Raw genomic sequence first — 13,776 nt, forward strand, 5'->3', positions numbered from 1 at the left:
CAGACGTGACGACAGACGTGACGCGGTCAGGACAGCTTGATGTCCTCACCGGAGACGGTGATCTTCGCGGCGGCCAGCGCCTGGGTCGCGGGCCCCTGCTTCACGCTGCCGTCCTCGACGGAGAAGTGGCTGTTGTGACAGGGGCAGATGATCACGCCGTCGGCGACGCTGCCCACCGCGCAGCCCTGGTGGGTGCATTTCGAGGAGAACGCCTTGTAGGTGCCCGCCGCCGGCTGCGTGACCACCACGCCCTGGTCCTTGAAGATCTTGCCGCCGCCCTCCGGGATGTCCGAGGTCTTGGCGAGGGCCGTGCCGCCGGCCGAGCCGCCCGAGGACGAGGAGCCGGTGTCCTGTGAGGAGCCGGTCGAGCCGGTGGTTCCGGACGAACCGGACCCGGTGTTGACGGTGTCCGACGAGTCGCCCGCACCGCAGGCGGTCAGCGCGGCGGCGAGCCCGGCCGCTCCGGCCGCCGCCATGACGGTACGACGGCCCGGTCCCGCTTCGGGCTTGAGCGATGCGCTGGTCATGTGGGCGTTTCCTTCCGCGGAGTCCTTCGTGATCCGTCCAGGGGTACGGCCCTGGGGCACCGCCTGTTCAGACGGCAACCAGATCCTTGCGTTCCGGGCATGAGGCGGCCGTAAACCACGCCTGTCGGCCGGCTGTCGGTCCGGCCCCATCATGCGCCCCAGTAACCTGGGGCGATGCTCAAGGAAGTCACCGTGACCCGCTACATCACACCGTTGCGTGAGGGCGGCTCGCTGCCGGGGCTCGTCGAGGCCGACGACTTCGGGACGTACGTCATCAAGTTCACCGGTGCCGGACAGGGCCGCAAGACACTGGTCGCCGAGGTCGTCTGCGGTGAGCTGGCCCGCCGGCTCGGTTTCCGGATGCCCCGTCTGGTCACCCTTCAGCTGGACTCCGTCCTGGGGCTCGGTGAGCCCGAGCAGCAGGTGCAGGAGCTGCTCCGGTCCAGCGGCGGCATCAACCTCGGCATGGACTTCCTCTCCGGCGCCCTCGGCTACGACCCGCTCGCCTTCCCGGTGAGCGCCGAGGAGGCCGGCCGGATCGTCTGGTTCGACGCGCTGATCAACAACGTGGACCGCTCCTGGCGCAACCCCAACCTCCTCGTGCACCACGGCGAGCTGTGGCTGATCGACCACGGCGCCACGGTGATCTGGCACCACAACTGGCCCTCCGCCGAGGCCTCGGCGGCCCGCCCGTACGACGCCTCCGACCACGCCCTCGCCCGCTTCGCCCCGGACGTGACCGCTGCCGCGGCCGAGCTGGCCCCCCGGGTCACCGAGGACCTCCTCGCCGAGGTCACAGCGGAGATCCCCGACGCCTGGCTGGCCGACGAGCCCGGCTTCGACACCCCGGACGACCTCAGGCGGGCCTACGCACGGCCCCTGCTCGCCCGGGCCGCCGTCATCGCCGAGCGCATCACGGGCATCGAGGAGGGCAAGTGAGCGAGCACCACATCCACATGGCCGGCCATGTCACCGAGCGCCACATCACCCGGGCGGGTCAGGGCGGCGACCGGGACGTGTTCGAGTACGTCCTGCTGCGGGTCGTACCCCGCGTCGAGCGCGGCGAGTGCATCAACGCCGGGGTGGTCGTCTACTGCCGCGCTCAGGCCTATGTCGGGGCCGGCACCCATCTGGACGAGGCCCGGCTGCTGGCCCTCGACCCGGGCGCCGACGTGACCGGGGTTCGCGCGGCACTCGGGGCCGTGGAGCGGGTGTGCGCGGGCGGGGAGGAGGCCGGGCAGGCGGCCCCGGACGACGCCGGCCGCCGTTTCCGCTGGCTGATCGCGCCCCGCTCCACCGTGGTGCAGCCCGGACCCGTGCACACCGGGCTGACCACCGATCCGGCGGCCGAAACGGAACGTCTGCTGGACCTCCTGGTGAGGTAATGGATCACACCCTCCCGGTGTCCCGTTGACACCGGGTGCCAGGGCTTCTAGCGTCACCTGTACCGAAGGTACTAAGCGGTCGCTCACCGCACCGCAGGTTCTCTCAAGGGCGAGGAGAAGCAGCAATGTCCACCACTGAACAGCGGGTCGCGGTAGTCACCGGCGCGGCGCGAGGCATCGGCGCCGCCACCGCCGTACGACTGGCCGCCGAGGGTCGCGCGGTCGCCGTGATCGACCTGGACGAGGCCGCCTGCAAGGACACCGTCGAGAAGATCACCGCGGCCGGCGGCAGGGCCATCGCGGTCGGCGCGGACGTCTCCGACGAGGCGCAGGTCGAGGCGGCCGTCGCCCGGATCGCGGAGGAGCTGGGCGCTCCGACGATCCTGGTCAACAACGCGGGCGTGCTGCGCGACAACCTGCTGTTCAAGATGAGCGTCTCGGACTGGGACACCGTCCTGAACGTCCATCTGCGCGGCTCGTTCCTGATGACCAAGGCCGTCCAGAAGCACATGGTCGACGCGGGCTTCGGCCGGGTCGTCAACCTCTCCTCGTCCTCGGCCCTGGGCAACCGCGGCCAGGCCAACTACTCGGCCGCCAAGGCCGGCCTGCAGGGCTTCACCAAGACCCTCGCCATCGAGCTGGGCAAGTTCGGCGTCACCGCCAACGCCGTCGCGCCCGGCTTCATCGCCACCGAGATGACCAAGGCCACCGCCGACCGCGTCGGTATGGGCTTCGACGACTTCAAGAAGGCCGCCGCCACCCAGATCCCGGTGCAGCGCGTCGGCGAGCCCGAGGACATCGCCAACGCCGTCGCCTTCTTCACCGGCGAGGCGGCCGGCTTCGTCTCCGGCCAGGTGCTGTACGTCGCCGGCGGACCGCTGAACTAGGGAATTCTGGGACATAGGGGTACACGGACATGACTGAACTCCCGGAGCTTTCCGGCAGGGTCGCGCTCGTCACGGGCGCGAGCCGCGGCATCGGCTACGGCGTCGCCGAGGCGCTGATCGCCCGCGGTGACCGCGTCTGCATCACCGGCCGCAATGAGGAGGCCCTCAAGGAGGCCGTCGAGCAGCTCGGCGCCGAGCGGGTCATCGGCATCGCCGGCAAGGCGCACGACCTCGACCACCAGGCCGAGGCGGTCGAGCGCACCATGGAGGCCTTCGGCCGCGTCGACTTCCTGGTCAACAACGCGGGCACCAACCCGGTCTTCGGGCCCATCGCCGACCTCGACCTGAACGTCGCCCGCAAGGTGTTCGAGACCAACGTGATCTCGGCGCTCGGCTTCGCCCAGAAGACCTGGCATGCCTGGCAGAAGGACAACGGCGGCGCGATCGTCAACATCGCCTCCATCGCGGGCCTCGCGCCCTCGCCCTTCATCGGTGCCTACGGCGTCAGCAAGGCCGCGATGATCAACCTGACGCAGCAGCTGGCGCACGAGTTCGCGCCCAGGGTGCGGGTCAACGCGATCGCCCCGGCCGTCGTGAAGACCAAGTTCGCCCAGGCCCTGTACGAGGGCCGGGAGCAGGAGGCGGCCGCCGCCTACCCGCTCGCCCGGCTCGGTGTGCCCTCCGACATCGGCGGGGCGGCCGCGTTCCTCACCTCCGAGCAGTCCGACTGGGTCACCGGTCAGACGCTCGTGGTGGACGGCGGCATCTTCCTCAACGCCGGCGTGGGCGCCTGACCCGCTCGGCCCGGTCGTCTCTTTCGGGCGTCGTTTCCCAGCGGAACGGCGCCCGAAACGCCGTTCACGGTCCGCACAGCGCCATGACAACGTCGTCATAGCTCAATCGATCAAGAACGCCTGGTCCGAGGGAGGTTCAGGGGCCCGGACGCTGCGGTATGGTCTGCCGACCCTTGGTATGGCAGATCGAGGAGCGTGCGCGTGTTCAACCGGAACCGATTCCTGCGGAGAGTCGCGGCGATCGCGTCCATATCCCTGGTGGCCGGCTGCAGCCTGCTGTCCGACGGCGATCCCGACAGCAAAGGCCCCGTCGTCGTGGGCACCACCAGCGCCCCCAGCACCTTGGATCCCGCCGCGGCCTGGGACGGCTCCTGGGAGCTGTTCCGCAACATCTACCAGACCCTTCTCGCCTACCCGAACGGTGCCACCACCCCCCAGCCCGACGCCGCCGAGAGCTGCTCCTTCACCGACTCCAGCAGCCGGACCTACCGCTGCAAGCTGCGGTCGGGCATGAAGTTCGCCGACGGCGACCCGCTGAACGCCCAGGCCGTCCAGCACTCCATCAACCGCATCCGCGCCATCGACGCCCCCAGCGGCCCCGCCGAACTGCTCGGCAGCCTGGACAGCGTGGACGCGGTCGGCGACCGCGAGGTGGTCTTCCACCTCAACCAGTCGGACGCCACCTTCCCGTTCGTACTGGCCACCCCGGCGATGTCGATCGTCGACCCCGACGAGTACCCCGCGAAATCCCTGCGCAAGGACAACAAGGTCTTCGGCTCCGGGCCGTACGAGCTGCAGTCCTACGAGGAGGGCAAGAAGGCCGTCCTGGTCCGTAACGACCGCTACGACGGCTTCGCCAAGCGGCAGAACGACGCGGTGACCATCCGCTACTTCCAGGACTCGTCCAGCATGGTCAAGGCGCTGCGCGACAAGCAGATCGACGTCACCTACCGTGGCCTGGCCGCCGACGACATCATCACGCTGCAGCGGCAGGGCAACTCCGACCTGCAGCTGGTGGACGGTGCGGGCACGGACATCAGCTACCTGGTGTTCAACCCCAAGGATCCGTGGGCCAAGCAGCCCGCCGTCCGCAAGGCCATCGCCCAGATCGTCGACCGAGGCGCGATCGCGCACAAGGTCTACAAGGACACCGTGGACCCGCTGTACTCCATGGTCCCCAAGGGCCTGACCGCCCACACCACGGCCTTCTTCGACGACTTCGGCGACCCGAGCGTCTCCAAGGCCCGCAAGATCCTCACGGACGCGGGCATCAACCAGCGCGTCCCGCTCACCCTCTGGTACACCACCGACCGCTACGGCTCCGAGACGGCCGTGATGTTCAAGGAACTGAAGCGGCAGCTGGAGGACTCCGGTCTGTTCACGGTCACCCTCAAGAGCCGCCCCTGGAAGACCTACGTGGTGGGCTACCAGAAGGGCGAGTACCCGGTCTTCGGCCGGGGCTGGTTCCCGGACTTCCCCGACGCGGACAACTTCATCGCGCCGTTCGTCGGCGAGCACAACGCGCTCGGCACGCCCTACCCGTCCAAGCAGATCACCTCGGAACTGCTGCCCCGCTCGCGCGCGCAGAGCGACCGCGCCAAGGTGGTCAAGGATCTGGAAGCGGCCCAGCAGATCCTGGTGAACGACGCGCGGCTGATCCCGCTGTGGCAGGGCCGGCAGTACGTGGCGGCCAGCGACGACATCTCGGGCGGCGAACTGGCCCTCGACCCGTCGACGATCATGATGATGTGGGAGCTGCACCGCAAGACCAGCTGGTGAATCCGCCTTCCTTCACCGGCTGTCAGTGGTCGCCTGTAGGTTCTGGGGCCTGGAAGCGACCGCACATCGTAAGGACGTTGACGTGACCGACATCGCCATGCTGCCCGAGTCCTGGCGCGGGGTTCTGGGTGACGAGCTGCAGCAGCCCTACTTCAAGGAGCTGACCGAGTTCGTCGAGGAGGAGCGGGCGAAGGGTCCCGTCTATCCGCCGCGCGAGGAGGTCTTCGCCGCGCTGGCGGCGACGCCGTACGACAAGGTCAAGGTCCTCATCCTCGGCCAGGACCCGTACCACGGCGAGGGCCAGGGCCACGGCCTGTGCTTCTCCGTCCGCCCGGGAGTGAAGACCCCGCCCTCCCTGCGGAACATCTACAAGGAGATGAAGGAGGAGCTGGACCTGCCCGTCCCGGACAACGGCTATCTGATGCCGTGGGCCGAGCAGGGCGTGCTGCTGCTCAACGCGGTGCTGACCGTCCGGGCCGGCGAGGCCAACTCGCACAAGGGCAAGGGCTGGGAGAAGTTCACCGACGCCGTCATCCGCGCGGTGGTGTCCCGGCCGGACCCGGCGGTCTTCGTGCTGTGGGGCAACTACGCGCAGAAGAAGCTCCCGCTGATCGACGAGAGCCGGCACGTCGTGGTCAAGGGCGCGCACCCCTCGCCGCTGTCCGCGAAGAAGTTCTTCGGATCACGCCCGTTCACGCAGATCAACGAGGCGATCGCCGGCCAGGGGCACGAGGCCGTCGACTGGCGGATCCCCGACCTGGGCTGATCCGGGAGCGAGCCGTGGCGGCCCGCCGGTGCGGTCCCGTGTCGTACGGGGCCGCCTGCCCGGGAATGCCGTCGCCGCCGGTTAGCGTCGGGACGGACGACTGACCAGACAGCCGACGACGGTCCGGAGGACGTGGTGGCGGAGAGCCAGGAGCAGGCGGCGCCGGATGCCCTGCTGACGCGGATCGGGCAGGTCGTGATGCTGCATCACGGCGGCGACCGCGAGGAGGCCCGGAGCCGCTTCCTCCAGCTGTGGGCGGAGATCGGCGAGCACGGCGCCCCGCTGCACCGCTGCACCCTGGCCCACTACCTGGCCGACACCCAGGACGACCCGTCCGACGAACTGGCCTGGGACCTGCGGGCGTTGTCGGCGGCGGAGGAGCTGGCGGACGGCCGTGGCACCGGTGACCCGGTGAGCGTCCGCGCCTTTTTCCCCTCCCTCCACCTCAACCTCGCCGCCGACTACGTCAAGCTGGGCCGTGCCGAGGCCGCCCGCAGCCATCTGCGCCGGGCCCGCCACGCCGCCGGCTCCCTGTCCGACGACGGCTACGGCGACGGGGTACGGGCGGCCATCAGCCGCCTGGAGCTGCGCCTCGGGGAGGACGGCTCCCCGGGCGGCGAAACCTGGGGGCCGCCGCGGCAGCGGCCCACCGGGTAACGGGCGCACATGCGTACGACCGGGTCAACGGCCGTACGTCTGCTCGCAGATCACCGACTCGGGGCTGCCCCTGTGCCAGCCGCCGTACTGCTTGCCCAGGGCGCATACGTCCGGGGCCCTCGGGGCCGGCGGCGGGATGTCCGGGACGGCGGTGTGCGGCCGCCGGGGCTGTTCCGGGTGCGGGTGCTGACGGGGGTGCGCGGGCGCTGCAGGCGTGCCGTGGGTGACCGGCGGCGGTGCCGCGGGTGTGCGGTGCGAGGAGGTCGGCCCGGTGTGGTGCGGGTGCTCGGACGGGCCGGCCATGGCCAGTGCCTCCCGCGCCGGTGCCTGGACCACCCGCGGCCGCGCGGTGCCGTCCGGCCGGGGGGCCGCCGGCTGTGAGGGCGCGGTGTCCGGCGGGGGGCCGGGTGTCGCCGGGCGCTGTACCGTCACACAGCCGGACAGGGCCGAGACGGCCACGGTGACCAGGAGCGCTGCGGTGGTCGTCGTTCGATGCACCCGGGCAACTCTGCTGGGTCGGTCCCGCCTTGGCACCGTGCGCCGGAGGCTGACGCCCCCGCACGGGTGATCTCGCGCCCCGTAAGGAGGGTCTTCAGGTACCGAAGGTGACGTTCAGTCGCCGGTGGCGCCGTCGATCCGCTCCCGGACGAGGTCGGCATGGCCGTTGTGCCGGGCGTACTCCTCGATCATGTGGGTGTAGATCCAGCGGAGGCTGAACGGCTCCTCGGTGTGCCGGCTCCGGCCCTGGGAGAGGTCGTTGAGCGCGAAGCCGGCCGCGTTACGACGGGCCGTCTCGATCTCCGCCTGCCAGGTGCCGTAGGCCTCCTTCCAGGTGTCCGCCCCGGTGAGGTGGAACTCGCCGTCCCGGTCCTCCTCGGTGCAGTAGATCTGCCCGGGGTCGTCGCCCACCAGGACCTGGCGGAACCAGCCCCGCTCCACCTCGGCCATGTGCCGCACCAGGCCCATGAGGGACAGCTCGGACGGTGGCACGGACGCGGTCCGCAGCTGCTCGTCGGTCAGGCCTTCGCACTTCCATGCCAGTGTCTGGCGGTGGTAGTCCAACCAGCCTTCCAGCATGGAGCGTTCACCGGCGTTCTGGGCGGGCTCTCGGCGTTCGGTCGTCATGCCCGCATCCTCGCAACAGCGGGCACGACGCCGCCAGGCGATATCAGGTGCCCAGCATCCCGGCCAGCAGCTCCCGCAGCCCCCGGCGCACCTCGTCCAGGCTCGGCACCTCGGCGCTGAAGGAACCGGCCGCGCACGAGAACATCAGCCCGTCCGCCCAGGCGACCAGCGACAGCACATGCCGGGCCGGGTCCGTCGAGCCGACGGCGGTCAGCATCGCGGCCAGCTGCTCCTTGAAGACGGCGCCGGTCGCGTCGTAGAAGGCCCGCAGCTCGGGGCGGCGGGTGGCCTCTAGGGCCAGTTCGTAGCGGGCGATCAGCAGCTCGCTGCCCCCGGTCAGCGAGCGGTGCACCGCCAGGGCCAGCCCCTCGGCCAGCGCGTCGGGCCCGCTCCTCGGGTCCGGCATCTCCTCCAGCGCGAGTACCCGGGCCTCCCGCTCGGCATGCCGCCGTACCGCGAGTTCCAGCAGTGCCTGCCGGGTGCGCGCCACGTTGGACGTCGACCCCTGGGGCAGCCCGGCCGCCTCGTCCACCGCCCGGTGCGTCAGCCCGCGCATCCCGCGCTCGGCGAGCAGGGCGAGGGCGGTGTCGGCCACGAGATCGGCGCGGGAGGCGGTGGGGGTGCGTACGGACATGAGGTGACCCTACCCGTCGCACTACGGCTGTAGTAATGTCGACCGCACTACAGCTGTAGTCTCAAGGAGGAGTCATGACACGGCAGGCGCGCGCGATCGTCATCGGCGGCGGGATCGGAGGTCTGACCGCGGCCGCGGCCCTGCACCAGCGCGGCTGGGGCGTCACCGTGCTGGAGCGGGCCCGCTCGCTGGAGCCGGTGGGCGCGGCGATCTCGCTCGCGCCGAACGCCCTGCGCGCCCTGGACGTCCTCGGGGTCGGCGACGAGATCCGCGACCTGGCCGCCTGGCAGGGTGACGGGGGCCTGCGCACCCCGGGCGGGCGCTGGCTGTCCCGCTCCAGCGCCGAGGCCGCCGCCGCCCGCTTCGGCGGCCCGCTGGTCCTGCTGCCCCGCACCACCCTCGTCGACCGCCTCGCCGCCCTGCTCCCGCCCGGCACCGTCCGTACCGGGGCCGACGCGACCCTCGCCGACCCCGGGAACGACGCCCGCCCGGCCCGCGTGACCACCGGCGACGAGGAGCTGGAGGCCGGCCTGGTGGTCGGCGCGGACGGCATCAACTCCCGTGTCCGGAGCGCACTGTTCCCCGCCCACCCGGGGCCGGTGTACGCCGGGTTCACCACCTGGCGGGTCCTGATCCCCGTGCCCGGCGTCGAGTTCGCCTCGCACGAGACCTGGGGCCGGGGGCGCATCTGGGGCACCCACCCGCTCAAGGACGGCCGGGTCTACGCCTACGCGGCCGCCATTGCCCCGGCGGGGGAGCACGCCCCCGACGACGAGAAGGCCGAACTCCGGCGCCGGTTCGGGACTTGGCACGACCCGATCCCCTCCGTCATCGCCGCCGCCCGTCCCGAGGACGTGCTCCGCCACGACGTCCACCACATCGCCGAGCCCCTGCCCGCCCACCACCGCGGCCGGACCGCCCTCCTCGGCGACGCCGCCCACGCCATGCCGCCGACCCTCGGCCAGGGCGGCAACCAGGCCGTCGAGGACGCCGTCGTCCTCGCGCACCATGCCGACGACCTCACCGCCTACACGGCCGCCCGGCTTCCCCGTACGACCGCGATCGCCCGGCAGGCCGTCAGGGTGGCCCGTCTCAACATGGCCGGCGGCCGGGCCGTCGTCGCCGTACGCGACACCACGATCGCCGCCCTGTCCATGGCCGGTCCCGCGCTGTTCCTGCGCGGCTTCGACGGCATCGCCGACTGGCGGCCCCCGTATGCTTCCGGGAAGGAACCCGCAGGCAACCGGTAGGGGAGAGCACGTGAAGGTCGGCTGCATCGGACTCGGGGACATCGCGCAGAAGGCGTACCTGCCGGTGCTGGGCACGCAGCCGGGGATCGACCTGCATCTCCAGACCCGCACGCCCGCCACCGTCACCCGGGTCGCCGACTCGCTCCACCTGCCCGAGGACCGCCGGCACACAAGCCTCGAGTCCCTGCTCGACGCGGGCCTCGACGCGGCCTTCGTGCACGCACCCACCGCCGTCCACCCGGAGATCGTCACCCGGCTCCTCGAAGCGGGCGTACCCACCTACGTGGACAAGCCGCTCGCCTATCAACTGGCCGACTCCGAGCGCCTGGTGGCCCTCGCAGAGCATCGGGGCGTCTCCCTCTCCGTCGGTTTCAACCGGCGCTACGCACCCGCGTACGCACAGTGCGCGGAGCATCCGCGCGAGCTGATCCTCATGCAGAAGAACCGGATCGGGCTGCCCGAGGAACCGCGCTCGATGATCCTGGACGACTTCATCCACGTCGTCGACACGCTCCGGTTCCTGGTGCCGGGCCCGGTCGACGACGTGACCGTCCGGGCCCGCACCGAGGGCGGGCTGCTCCATCACGTCGTGCTCCAGCTCGCCGGGGACGGCTTCACCGCGCTCGGCGTGATGAATCGGCTCAGCGGCTCGGCCGAGGAGATCCTGGAGGTCTCCGGGCAGGACACCAAGCGTCAGGTGCTCAACCTCGCCGAGGTGATCGATCACAAGGGGCAGCCGACGGTGCGCCGGCGCGGCGACTGGGTGCCGGTGGCCAGGCAGCGCGGCATCGAGCAGGCGGTCCTCGCGTTCCTCGACGCCGTGCGCACCGGAAAGCTGCTCAGCGCCCGGGACGCACTGGCGACCCACGAACTGTGCGAGCGGGTGGTACGAGCGGTTCTGGACGCGTCCGGCGCGGCCTGAGCGCCCGTACACCCTCGGTGGCGCACAGCGCGGCAAGGACCAGCAGTGCCCCGTGCACCGGCCAGTCGCCGAAGCGGACGTACGGCGTGATGCCGTGCGCCAGCGGTACGTCGTACACGTGGGCGGTGCTCGCATCGGTGCCGAGCCACGGGCCGAGGCGCTGTCCGCTCGGGCCGTAGACGGCGGAGACGCCGGTCAGGGTGGCGTGGACCATCGGTCGGCCGGTCTCGGCGGCGCGCAGCGCGGCCAGCGAGGCGTGCTGCTCCGGAGCCCAGCTGCCCTGGAACGTCGAAGTGGCGGACTGGCCCAGGAGCACGTCCGCGCCGTCCGCGGCCAGGTGCCGGCTCATGTCCGGGAAGGCGGTCTCGAAGCACACCAGCGGGCCGATCCGCAGCCCGTGCCCGACGTTCATCACGACCTGCTGGGTACCGCGCCGCCGGTCCTCGCCGGCCGCCTTGCCGACCGAGGTGGCCCAGCCCAGCAGGGAGCGGGCCGGTATGTACTCGCCGAACGGGACGAGCCGCATCTTGTCGTAGCGGTCGCCGGTCGGGCCGTTCGGGCCGATGAGTACCGAACTCTTGTAGATGCCGGGCCGGTCGGAGCGGTGGGCGTCCACGTTGACCAGCACGTCCGCGCCCGTCTGCCGGGACAGCGCGGCGATCCGCCGGGCCAGGTCGGGCCGGTCCTTCAGATCGAAGCCCACGCTGGACTCGCCCCAGACGACCAGGTCGACGCCCTGCCCGGCGAGCCGCCGGGTCAGCTGTTCCTCACGGTCGAAGCGCCTGCCGGCGCTGTCGTGTCCGCCGACGATCCCCGGCTGGACCAGGGCTATCCGCACCTGGCCGTCGACGTCCGGGCGGGGTGCCCACGCCCACGCGGCCGATGTCGCCGCGGCCGTGGCGACCAGCGAGGCCAGCGCGGGCACCCGGGACTCGCGCACGGATATCAGCACGGCGGCCGCCACATTGACGACCACGACCAGGAAGCTGAGCAGCCATACCCCGCCCACCGAGGCCAGCCGCAGCGCCGGGCCCACCTGCCACTGGCTGGCGCCCAACATGCCCCACGGGCCGCCGAGACCCTGCCAGGAGCGGACCAGCTCCACCGCCAGCCACACCGACGGCAGAACCAGGAGCGCGGCCGCCCCACGCCCCGGCGACGGCACCCCGCCGAGGAACCGGCGGACCAGCCACCCCCAGGGCGCCCACAGCACACTGAGCAGACCGGCTATCAGAAAGAGGAACACGTGCAGGCTCGGCAGCAGCCAGTGATGCACGGCCAGCATCAACCCGAAGCCGCCGCACCAGCCGTCGTACGCCGCCCGCCGCCCGGTCGGCGCCGAGCGCGCCAGCAGGATCCACGGGACCAGGGCGACATACGCGAACCACCACAGCGAGGGCGCAGGGAACGCGAGCACGGGCAGAGCACCCGCGAGAGCGGCGGCAACGGAGCGTCGCCAGGGGGAGGTCAGCCAGCGGTCGAACGTCCTCATACCGAGTCTCCCTACCCAGGGCTTCCTCCAGTGTGCGCGCCCGAAGCGATCTCCGACAGAGGGCGCAGAAGCGGCTCGGCGGCTCACTCGGGCACGGTCGCCGGGCTGCGCTCGGGCAGGCGGCGCCACTTCTCGTGCACGACGACCTCCCGCAGCCGCCAGCCATCCGGCGTGCGCACCAGCCCGAAGTCGTACCGGCCGCCGCACACCAGGTCCGGTGCGCCGGAACCGCCGTCGCCGGCGAACCGCATCGGGTTGATGTAGTCGGCCCGCACCCGGGCGGTGTCCCCGGTGTCGTGCTCCAGCAGCCCGAACCGCACCCGCCGGTTGACGATCAGATGCTGCCGCATCGCGAACAGCTCCAGACTCTCGGCGAGCCACCCGGCGACTCGGCCGGCTTCGCCCTCGATGCCGCCGGCGGAACGGTAGTCGGCCCGCCCGTCGGCGGTGAACAGTCCGCGGTACGCCGCCCAGTCACCGTCGTCCACTGCCACCGCGTACTCGGTGACCAGCTCGTCCACGGCAAGTCGGTCCATCACGGTAGCGAGCTCCACACGCTGCGTCATCGGCACAGTCTTGGTCACCGGGAGCGAGGTGCCAAGAGGCGTGCCGAACATTCGCTGGTGCGGGCCATGACAGACGGCCGAACCCGGCCACGTGAACGATCAGTCGGTCGAACAACCGGTTGGACCCGAGCCGAAGTTCCGTATCCGGAACCGCCACATGGAGTCCATCGTCCCCGCCCACCAGGCGTACCGCCGGGAGATCTGCGGCCCCGGCGACCCAGCACCGGCTGCTGTCATCTCTGTCCGTCCCGCTCGGGCACCGCCAAAGGCCGGCCGGCTGCACGGCACGGGGTCGCAGCGTGGATCATGGTGAGGTGATGAAGTGGACCGACAAGGCGGCGCCGGCCGAGCCGCCGGGGCACGAACCGGGGCTCTCCGCCTACCAACGCGCTCTGCGGGACCGGCTTCTCGCGGCCCCTGTGGTTTCCGCGCCCGAGCCCTGGCAGCCCGTCTTCGAGCACTGCGTCCCTGTCGGGGGACTTCTCGGGATCGGTTTCGCGACGCATCCCGGCAGCGGCCACGACCTGGTGATGGTCGTCTCGAACGATGGCCATGGCCTCTTCGACGCCGACACGGGGGAGAAGATCGCCCGGGACCGCGACCCCGACCCCGAGGACAGCACTCCTGACTCGGTCGCCGATCTGTCGTGCCCTGGGCTGGGACCGGTCGCCGGAAGCAGAGTGCGCATGGCCGGACTCTTCGGGGGAGGGCTTCACACGACCACCGCGGACGGCTGGACTCTGGAGGTCGTCAGCCCGGCCTGGCCCAACGAGCGTGTCCTGCTCTCCGCTGACGGCGGACTGCCCCATTCCGGTCCGCACGGAGAGCAGTGGTGGCACATCTTCCACTCCTCTTACTCTGAGCTCCGAGCCGTCGGTTTCTCGCCTTCCGGGCAGACCCTGGCCGTCGCGACGAGCAGCGATCTGTCCCTGTGGACGCGCGGGACGGGCCATGGGGCTTGACCGTCGGGTGTGTCAGCGCGGGATGCCGGA

16 protein-coding genes are annotated in these 13,776 nt (G+C 71.4%); 10 read left to right on the plus strand and 6 right to left on the minus strand.

Going from position 1 to position 13,776, the window contains the following annotated elements; genetic code table 11:
• Positions 1 to 26: 26 nt before the first annotated feature.
• Entirely contained in the window at positions 27 to 527 is a 501-nt protein-coding gene (locus tag ACIRU3_RS27605; protein WP_404061393.1) for a Rieske (2Fe-2S) protein, read from the minus strand.
• 174 nt (positions 528 to 701) lie between these two features.
• Here ACIRU3_RS27605 and ACIRU3_RS27610 point away from each other — a divergent pair, with 174 nt between their 5' ends.
• The 7 genes from ACIRU3_RS27610 (at position 702) to ACIRU3_RS27640 (ending at position 6,795) form a co-directional block, all read left to right on the plus strand.
• Positions 702 to 1,466, plus strand: coding sequence for a HipA family kinase (locus tag ACIRU3_RS27610; protein ID WP_404061396.1), 765 nt, complete (start codon positions 702 to 704; stop codon positions 1,464 to 1,466).
• A complete protein-coding gene (locus ACIRU3_RS27615) occupies positions 1,463 to 1,912 on the plus strand; it encodes a DUF3037 domain-containing protein (RefSeq protein ID WP_404061399.1) in 450 nt (149 codons plus the stop codon). The genes ACIRU3_RS27610 and ACIRU3_RS27615 overlap by 4 nt, the downstream gene beginning before the upstream one ends.
• 125 nt (positions 1,913 to 2,037) lie before the next feature.
• Positions 2,038 to 2,799: a 3-oxoacyl-ACP reductase FabG gene (fabG, locus tag ACIRU3_RS27620; protein WP_404061402.1), complete on the plus strand. Its 762-nt coding sequence runs from the start codon at positions 2,038 to 2,040 to the stop codon at positions 2,797 to 2,799.
• Positions 2,800 to 2,828: 29 nt separating this feature from the next.
• A complete protein-coding gene (locus tag ACIRU3_RS27625) occupies positions 2,829 to 3,593 on the plus strand; it encodes an SDR family oxidoreductase (RefSeq protein ID WP_404061404.1) in 765 nt (254 codons plus the stop codon).
• Between the two features lie 201 nt (positions 3,594 to 3,794).
• Positions 3,795 to 5,372, plus strand: coding sequence for an ABC transporter substrate-binding protein (locus ACIRU3_RS27630; protein ID WP_404061406.1), 1,578 nt, complete (start codon positions 3,795 to 3,797; stop codon positions 5,370 to 5,372).
• Positions 5,373 to 5,454: 82 nt separating this feature from the next.
• Positions 5,455 to 6,138, plus strand: coding sequence for a uracil-DNA glycosylase (ung, locus tag ACIRU3_RS27635; RefSeq protein ID WP_404061409.1), 684 nt, complete (start codon positions 5,455 to 5,457; stop codon positions 6,136 to 6,138).
• A 135-nt stretch (positions 6,139 to 6,273) separates the two neighbouring features.
• Positions 6,274 to 6,795 (plus strand): hypothetical protein, encoded by a 522-nt coding sequence (locus tag ACIRU3_RS27640; RefSeq protein WP_404061412.1) that lies wholly within the window; start codon positions 6,274 to 6,276, stop codon positions 6,793 to 6,795.
• 24 nt (positions 6,796 to 6,819) lie between these two features.
• Here ACIRU3_RS27640 and ACIRU3_RS27645 read toward each other — a convergent pair whose 3' ends face one another.
• The 3 genes from ACIRU3_RS27645 to ACIRU3_RS27655 form a co-directional block, all read right to left on the minus strand.
• The gene (locus ACIRU3_RS27645; protein ID WP_404061415.1) at positions 6,820 to 7,293 is read right to left on the minus strand and encodes a hypothetical protein; all 474 of its coding nucleotides are present in this window, start codon (positions 7,291 to 7,293) and stop codon (positions 6,820 to 6,822) included.
• Between the two features lie 114 nt (positions 7,294 to 7,407).
• The gene (locus ACIRU3_RS27650; RefSeq protein WP_404061417.1) at positions 7,408 to 7,920 is read right to left on the minus strand and encodes a DinB family protein; all 513 of its coding nucleotides are present in this window, start codon (positions 7,918 to 7,920) and stop codon (positions 7,408 to 7,410) included.
• A 43-nt stretch (positions 7,921 to 7,963) separates the two neighbouring features.
• Positions 7,964 to 8,554, minus strand: coding sequence for a TetR/AcrR family transcriptional regulator (locus ACIRU3_RS27655; protein WP_404061420.1), 591 nt, complete (start codon positions 8,552 to 8,554; stop codon positions 7,964 to 7,966).
• A 74-nt stretch (positions 8,555 to 8,628) separates the two neighbouring features.
• Between ACIRU3_RS27655 and ACIRU3_RS27660 the strand changes: the two genes are divergently transcribed.
• Both ACIRU3_RS27660 and ACIRU3_RS27665 read left to right on the plus strand, forming a co-directional pair.
• Positions 8,629 to 9,804, plus strand: coding sequence for an FAD-dependent monooxygenase (locus tag ACIRU3_RS27660; RefSeq protein ID WP_404061423.1), 1,176 nt, complete (start codon positions 8,629 to 8,631; stop codon positions 9,802 to 9,804).
• Positions 9,805 to 9,814: 10 nt separating this feature from the next.
• Positions 9,815 to 10,726, plus strand: a complete 912-nt coding sequence (locus tag ACIRU3_RS27665) for a Gfo/Idh/MocA family protein (protein WP_404061424.1) — start codon at positions 9,815 to 9,817, stop codon at positions 10,724 to 10,726.
• Here the strand turns inward: ACIRU3_RS27665 and lnt are convergent.
• Together lnt and ACIRU3_RS27675 are read right to left on the minus strand one after the other, a co-directional pair.
• Complete coding sequence (gene lnt, locus ACIRU3_RS27670; RefSeq protein ID WP_404061426.1) at positions 10,644 to 12,218, minus strand: apolipoprotein N-acyltransferase; 1,575 nt, start codon at positions 12,216 to 12,218, stop codon at positions 10,644 to 10,646. The genes ACIRU3_RS27665 and lnt overlap by 83 nt on opposite strands.
• Positions 12,219 to 12,301: 83 nt before the next feature.
• A complete protein-coding gene (locus tag ACIRU3_RS27675; protein ID WP_404061429.1) occupies positions 12,302 to 12,784 on the minus strand; it encodes a nuclear transport factor 2 family protein in 483 nt (160 codons plus the stop codon).
• 317 nt (positions 12,785 to 13,101) lie between these two features.
• On the opposite strand from ACIRU3_RS27675, the gene ACIRU3_RS27680 reads away from it, so the two are divergent.
• Positions 13,102 to 13,746, plus strand: coding sequence for a hypothetical protein (locus ACIRU3_RS27680; RefSeq protein WP_404061432.1), 645 nt, complete (start codon positions 13,102 to 13,104; stop codon positions 13,744 to 13,746).
• The last annotated feature ends 30 nt before the right edge of the window (positions 13,747 to 13,776 follow it).

It is taken from the genome of Streptomyces sp. NPDC101151 (assembly GCF_044768335.1).
Taxonomy (GTDB): Bacteria; Actinomycetota; Actinomycetes; order Streptomycetales; family Streptomycetaceae; genus Streptomyces.

Excerpts from the sequence above, each read along its gene's own strand:
- ACIRU3_RS27605 (WP_404061393.1), bottom strand. The coding sequence starts at position 527 with ATGACCAGCGCATCGCTCAAGCCCGAAGCGGGACCGGGCCGTCGTACC.
- ACIRU3_RS27610 (WP_404061396.1), top strand. The coding sequence starts at position 702 with ATGCTCAAGGAAGTCACCGTGACCCGCTACATCACACCGTTGCGTGAG.
- fabG (WP_404061402.1), top strand. The coding sequence starts at position 2,038 with ATGTCCACCACTGAACAGCGGGTCGCGGTAGTCACCGGCGCGGCGCGA.
- ACIRU3_RS27625 (WP_404061404.1), top strand. The coding sequence starts at position 2,829 with ATGACTGAACTCCCGGAGCTTTCCGGCAGGGTCGCGCTCGTCACGGGC.
- ACIRU3_RS27650 (WP_404061417.1), bottom strand. The coding sequence starts at position 7,920 with ATGACGACCGAACGCCGAGAGCCCGCCCAGAACGCCGGTGAACGCTCC.
- ACIRU3_RS27655 (WP_404061420.1), bottom strand. The coding sequence starts at position 8,554 with ATGTCCGTACGCACCCCCACCGCCTCCCGCGCCGATCTCGTGGCCGAC.
- ACIRU3_RS27660 (WP_404061423.1), top strand. The coding sequence starts at position 8,629 with ATGACACGGCAGGCGCGCGCGATCGTCATCGGCGGCGGGATCGGAGGT.
- lnt (WP_404061426.1), bottom strand. The coding sequence starts at position 12,218 with ATGAGGACGTTCGACCGCTGGCTGACCTCCCCCTGGCGACGCTCCGTT.
- ACIRU3_RS27675 (WP_404061429.1), bottom strand. The coding sequence starts at position 12,784 with ATGACGCAGCGTGTGGAGCTCGCTACCGTGATGGACCGACTTGCCGTG.
- ACIRU3_RS27680 (WP_404061432.1), top strand. The coding sequence starts at position 13,102 with ATGAAGTGGACCGACAAGGCGGCGCCGGCCGAGCCGCCGGGGCACGAA.